This is a genomic window from Deltaproteobacteria bacterium CG11_big_fil_rev_8_21_14_0_20_42_23, assembly GCA_002796345.1.
GTDB lineage: Bacteria > UBA10199 > UBA10199 > 2-02-FULL-44-16 > 2-02-FULL-44-16 > 1-14-0-20-42-23.
Window position 1 is genome coordinate 24,772 of sequence record PCXC01000028.1, and the last position, 4,613, is coordinate 29,384.

3 protein-coding genes and 2 rRNA genes (1 of these 5 running past the window's edge) are annotated in these 4,613 nt (G+C 42.3%); all 5 read left to right on the forward strand.

Annotation, left to right across the window (positions count from 1 at the left end):
* Positions 1-824 (forward strand): 23S ribosomal RNA (locus COV43_02950) (it extends 2,092 nt beyond the left edge of the window).
* Between the two features lie 172 nt (positions 825-996).
* Positions 997-1,112: ribosomal RNA gene (rrf, locus tag COV43_02955) — 5S ribosomal RNA — on the forward strand.
* Positions 1,113-1,373: 261 nt separating this feature from the next.
* A complete protein-coding gene (locus COV43_02960; protein ID PIR25960.1) occupies positions 1,374-1,973 on the forward strand; it encodes a hypothetical protein in 600 nt (199 codons plus the stop codon).
* Positions 1,974-2,078: 105 nt separating this feature from the next.
* The gene (locus tag COV43_02965) at positions 2,079-2,666 is read left to right on the forward strand and encodes a hypothetical protein (protein ID PIR25961.1); all 588 of its coding nucleotides are present in this window, start codon (positions 2,079-2,081) and stop codon (positions 2,664-2,666) included.
* Positions 2,663-4,093: a hypothetical protein gene (locus COV43_02970; GenBank protein PIR25962.1), complete on the forward strand. Its 1,431-nt coding sequence runs from the start codon at positions 2,663-2,665 to the stop codon at positions 4,091-4,093. The genes COV43_02965 and COV43_02970 overlap by 4 nt, the downstream gene beginning before the upstream one ends.
* Positions 4,094-4,613: the final 520 nt, after the last annotated feature.

The following is a 4,613-nucleotide window of genomic DNA, read 5'->3' on the forward strand; positions in this document are numbered from 1 at the left end:
TGCACCTTTACTACAACTTGGCAGTGAAATTTGAATTAATTTGTGTAGGATAGGTGGGAGGCTTTGAAGCCGGGGCGCTAGCTTCGGTGGAGCCAACCTTGAAATACCACCCTGATTAGTTTGGATTTCTAACCTACTCCCGTTATCCGGGAGAGGGACACTGTCTGGTGGGTAGTTTGACTGGGGCGGTTTCCTCCCAAATTGTACCGGAGGAGCGCGAAGGTTCTCTCAGACTGATTGGAAACCAGTCGTTGAGTGTAAGGGCATAAGAGAGCTTAACTGCGAGACAAACAAGTCGAGCAGATACGAAAGTAGGTCCTAGTGATCCGGTGGTCCCGTATGGAAGGGCCATCGCTCATCGGATAAAAGGTACGCCGGGGATAACAGGCTGATCGCCGCCAAGAGTTCATATCGACGCGGCGGTTTGGCACCTCGATGTCGGCTCATCGCATCCTGGGGCTGGAGCAGGTCCCAAGGGTTTGGCTGTTCGCCAATTAAAGCGGTACGTGAGCTGGGTTCAGAACGTCGCGAGACAGTTCGGTCCCTATCCGTCGTGGGCGTAGGATACTTGAGGAGAGCTGTTCCTAGTACGAGAGGACCGGAATGGACATACCTCTGGTGCACCAGTTGTCGAGCCTATCGGCACAGCTGGGTAGCTATGTGTGGAACGGATAACCGCTGAAAGCATCTAAGCGGGAAGCCAACTTCAAGATAAGGTATCCCTTAAGACCACTTGAAGACTACAAGTTTGATAGGCGGGGTGTGGAAGCGCAGTAATGTGTGGAGCTAACCCGTACTAATCGGTCGATTGATTTGACCTTAAATTTTTTCTTGTCGTTTTCGAACGACAGGAGAGAACTTCAATTCAAAGTTTTACTTTGGTTGAGTTTTGTATGATTCGCTTCAAGAGGTCTCTTTCGATATTGATTTGAATACATGACATTTGTTTTTATTCAGCAAAACAGAAAAACACACTGTGCAAACAGTGTTAGCCTTTCTGGTGGTTATAGCGAGGGGGTCACACCCGAACCCATTCCGAACTCGGAAGTTAAGTCCCTCAGCGCCGATGGTACTGCAGTCTTGTTCTGTGGGAGAGTAGGACGCCGCCAGTTTAAATTTAAAAAACCCTGCATCGCAAGATGCTGGGTTTTTTGTTGTTACAAGTCAAAATGTGGGAAAAATGCAGATATAACAAGTTGTTACAGAGTTTTTCATGCTTGGTCTCACTTAGACAGCAAAAGGGAAATGCTCAAAATAAAAAAACTTATCTCATTCATCAAAAACTTAGCAACTTTTTCTCTTTGCAGACGATACTTGAATTGTAGGTTTGAATCTGCTTAAAGTCGCACCAGATCTTATTTTAAGGAGGGGTTATGTTAGGACGTTTGGCAGTTTGTTTCATTTTGAGTCTTTCTCTTATCTCGTGTGCTTCACTTGATAGCGAAAACAAAGCGATTAAGTCTGTCTATGACACGGGTGTTGTTGTTCCGGTCTACGAAGGTTTTTTTGTAGGCAAAAAAGAACTCATTGATACTAGTTCTTGCAGCATTCAGACTTCGGAGAGTGGAAATATTGAGATGGATATAATCACCGTTTCTAAACTTGATGGTTCTGCAAGTATTGTATTTGGTGATGACAAAGAAAAAGAATTTGCGGGAGAAGTTACAGGATACAAAAAAGAGAAGAACGATAAAGCATCTGTTTATGTTGTGCAAAAAATGCCGGGTTACAACGTAGCTTACCTCATGGACTTTAAACAGGAAATGCGAAAAGTGAACGAAAACGATACAAGCGAAAACCCAGAAATGGAAGCAATTCCTGGCGAAAAAACTGCCACTGGAAAAGTCATGATAATGGAAGAAGTAAGTAAAGGTGAGTTTGTTGATTGTGCTGAGTATGAGTTGTTGCTTCATTCTGCGGAAAAGCCCGCTGGTTGGATACCACCAGTAGAAAATTCGGACACAGCTGAATAATAGGGAAATATAAACCAAGATCTAAAAACCAGCCCCTCAAAAGGCTGGTTTTTTCTTTTTATGCGTTCATTGACCATACCTATTTGCTTATGATATACTTCAGACATGCGATTAAAACCCTATTCTTTAAGGCTTCTTTTTCTTGTCCTTCTTTTTTTCCCAAACACTGCTCCTTCTAGCCAAGTCTTAGCTCAAGATTTTCCGAACATGGTGGATGAGGCCGCGTACGTTTTTCAAGGTGAATTTATAGCTCAGGAAAAAGGGAAAAAAATTTCAGCTCATTTCTCCGAAGGCTTAGATGTTGTCACCTTTCACTTTCAAGTAACAAAATGGATTAAAGGAAAAAAATCTGACCTTGCTTTCAAAGATGAACAGGTCCTGTTTCAGCAATGGGCAGGAATTTCCTCAAACCTCAGCAAAAATAAAACAAATTTTTTTCCTTATAAAAAGGGAAATGAGTATGTTCTTTTCCTCAACAAACTTTCTCCCAACACCGGACTCACAACTCCGTTAGGTTTGGGAAAAGGAATCTTTCCCATTTCTTCAGAAACAGGAGAACAAAAAGTACGTTTTCCTTTTGGCCGAAAAAAAATGAACCTTCAAGTAAGTAAACCTGGCAAGGCTTCGATAACAACAGAAAATAATAGTATACCCTTGGACGTTTTCTTGAAGAAAATAGACACTGAATTATGAAAAAATATATTTTCCTTCTCTTCTTTCTTTTTTCCTCATCTGCTTCTGCGGGTGGGGCTCTTATTATTGATGCATTTTCTCACACCGGAAAAGCTTTCAGATGGCCACAAAATAAAATTACGTGGTATACAGATGCTGGTAATCTTTCAAGTGTCGTAGATCACGCTGTTGCAGTTACGTGGGTTCAAGCTGCATTGGAAGATTGGGCAAGTGCAGAAGCTACAAATGCTCATGGAAAAAATGTTCCGCTTGTTAATCTTCAAATAGAATATGGCGGTGATGTTGGCGAAGATATCACAATTGAGAATGCTCAAAAATATCTTAAGGCTGAACCCGGAAAAACTGTGGTCATTTTTGATGAAGATGGAAGTATTCTCACCGATCTTGGTCATAACACCTCTGAAATTATAGCTGTGACTGTTCACTCGCTTGTTAATTTAGGTGAGAAAAGTATCTCGAGAGGTGTTATTATTTTTAACGGTCTGATTTTAGAGGGAGATTTACTTGGTGCCACCATTGCTGAGAAGGCGGAATCATACCGTGGAAATATTCAACATGAAACTGGCCATCTTTTAAACCTTGAACATTCTCAAACAAATTTAGACGTTGCGCTCAATTGCACAAAGGGTGGTGAATGTCCGGAAGCACAATACATTCCCACAATGTATCCCGCGCTGAAAACCACACTTCAACGTTATCCAACGAGAGATGATAAATTTACGTTAGGATGGCTGTACCCTTCAACTCAGTTTAGCACTGAATTTTGTTCTTTAAGAGGTGAGCTTCAGGATAGAAACGAAAATCCTCTGCGTGGAGTAAATATCATTGCACGTCGCGTAGACAAGTCAGTGCAGACACGAAGACAAGATACGCATTCATCAATTACTGGTGCACTTTACAGTGGATGCGCGAATAAAAGTAATTATGCTCTTTTTGGCTTATTGCCAGGAAAGACGTATGAAATCTACTACGAGCCGCTTACTGATGAATTTAATGGTAAAGAATCTGACGAATCTGATGAACCTCCTGTGAGTGGTTTTGGATTTTCAGTACGTGAACTCGATTTTGCATTTGAGCCCCAATTTATTCCAACAGCTTCAGGCTCAACCACAGTCGTCTGCCAAAATGCTGGAGATGTTATAGAGCTTCCCACCGCAAAGGTTGATGTAGACACTCCTTGCGCAAGTTATTTTTCTGCAGGTAATAGCCCTGAGTATCCTTACCAGGCTAAGGCGGTCTCAGCTGTGAGCACACTTCCAGAGGAAGGTGCTGCGAATGCCTCCAAGGGCTGCTCGTTACTTCCCTTGTCCTCTTCGGAAAAAAATCACTTTCACTTTCTTTTCCTTGTCTTTCCAATTGTTCTTTTGCTAGGGTTCGCCAGATTTTCTCCCCTATGTGCAAAGGAGCAGGCTGGTGAAATACTCTGAAATACTCATTCCAACGTTGCGAGAAGCCCCAAATGATGCCGAGGTAATAAGCCACAAACTCATGCTGCGTGCGGGTTATATTCGCAAGCTTGCAGCAGGCGTTTATACGTATCTTCCTCTTTGTCTTCGTGTGATTCGAAAAATCGAAAAAATTGTTCGCGAAGAAATGGAAAAAAATGGTGCTCATGAATTACTTCTTCCCATTGTTATGCCATCAGAGCTGTGGACTGAAACCGGAAGATGGGATTACTACGGAAAAGAACTTCTCCGTTTTAAAGACAGACACAATCGAGATTTCTGCATTGGTCCAACGCACGAAGAAGCAATCACCGATCTCTTCAGACAGGAAATTAGCTCCTACCGCGACTTACCCAAGAATGCATTTCAGATTCAAACAAAATTTCGTGATGAAATCAGACCACGTTTTGGCTTGATGCGCGGACGTGAATTTATCATGAAAGACGGATATTCCTTCGATCGCGATCAAGAATCATCACTCGTCAATTATCAAAAAATGTAC

What these genes read in the sequence shown, in the direction of transcription:
- COV43_02960 (PIR25960.1), top strand. Translation starts at nt 1,374, where the DNA reads ATGTTAGGACGTTTGGCAGTTTGTTTCATTTTGAGTCTTTCTCTTATC.
- COV43_02965 (PIR25961.1), top strand. Translation starts at nt 2,079, where the DNA reads ATGCGATTAAAACCCTATTCTTTAAGGCTTCTTTTTCTTGTCCTTCTT.
- COV43_02970 (PIR25962.1), top strand. Translation starts at nt 2,663, where the DNA reads ATGAAAAAATATATTTTCCTTCTCTTCTTTCTTTTTTCCTCATCTGCT.